Origin of the sequence: Jiangella rhizosphaerae, from assembly GCF_003579925.1 — a bacterium.
Taxonomy (GTDB): domain Bacteria; phylum Actinomycetota; class Actinomycetes; order Jiangellales; family Jiangellaceae; genus Jiangella; species Jiangella rhizosphaerae.
Map to the genome: position 1 here is coordinate 1 of NZ_QUAL01000218.1, position 976 is coordinate 976.

1 protein-coding gene is annotated in these 976 nt (G+C 78.7%); it reads left to right on the top strand.

The window, feature by feature from the left end; all coding sequences use genetic code 11:
- Positions 1-183: 183 nt before the first annotated feature.
- On the top strand, positions 184-976 hold a 793-nt coding region (locus DY240_RS22540; protein ID WP_233552824.1), incomplete at its 3' end, for an FAD-dependent oxidoreductase.

A 976-nucleotide genomic window follows, 5' to 3' on the forward strand; every position in this document is an offset into this window, starting at 1 on the left:
CTGGCCCGCGGGGCGCGCGTCGCGCTGATCGACGCCGGGCGGCAGCCCGGCGGCCAGTACTGGCGGCACCGGCCCGGCGATCTGGGAGCGGTCGCCGACCTCCACCACGACCTGCGCACCTTCCGGGCGCTTGTCGGCGGTGCGGCCGGTGCCGTCAGGCATGTCGGCCACCACGTCTGGACGGTGTCAGGCTCGGTCGCCGACGGGTTCGCCGTCCGGGCCGTGGCCGGCGACGCCGAGATCGAGGTGGCCGCGCGCAGCCTGGTGCTCGCCCCCGGCGCGTACGACCGGCAGGTCCCGTTCCGCAGCTGGGACCTGCCGGGCGTGTACACCGCCGGGGGCGCCCAGGCCCTGCTCAAGGGGAGCGAGGTCCTCGTCGGCCGGCGCGTGGTCGTCGGCGGCACCGGTCCGTTCCTGCTGCCGGTGGCGGCCGGGCTCGCCGCCCGCGGCGCTCAGGTCGTCGGCGTGTACGAGGCGAACCGGCCGGCCGGCTGGGTCCGGCACACCGGCGCGGTCGCGCGGGTGGCGGCCAAGCTCACCGAGGGCGCCGGGTACGCCGCCGCGCTGGCCCGGCACCGGGTGCCGTTCCACGCCCGCCGGGCGGTCGTGGCCGCGCACGGTGACGACGTGGTCGAGGCCGTGACGGTCGCGAAGCTCGACCACGACTGGCGGATCGTGCCCGGCTCCGAGCGGGTCGTCGAGTGCGACGCCGTCGCCGTCGGCTGGGGGTTCACGCCGCAGCTGGAGCTGCCGCTCGCACTGGGCGTCGCCACCCGGGTCGACGCCGACGGCTCGCTCGTCGTCGAGGTCGACGAGCACCAGCGGACGTCCGTGCCCGGCGTCTACGTGGCCGGCGAGGCCTGCGGTGTGGGCGGGGCGCCGCTGGCCGTCGCCGAGGGCGAGATCGCCGGTACGGCGGCCGCGGCCACCGCGGCCGGGACCGCTCCCGCCGCGCCACCGGGCCGGCTGCTGCGCC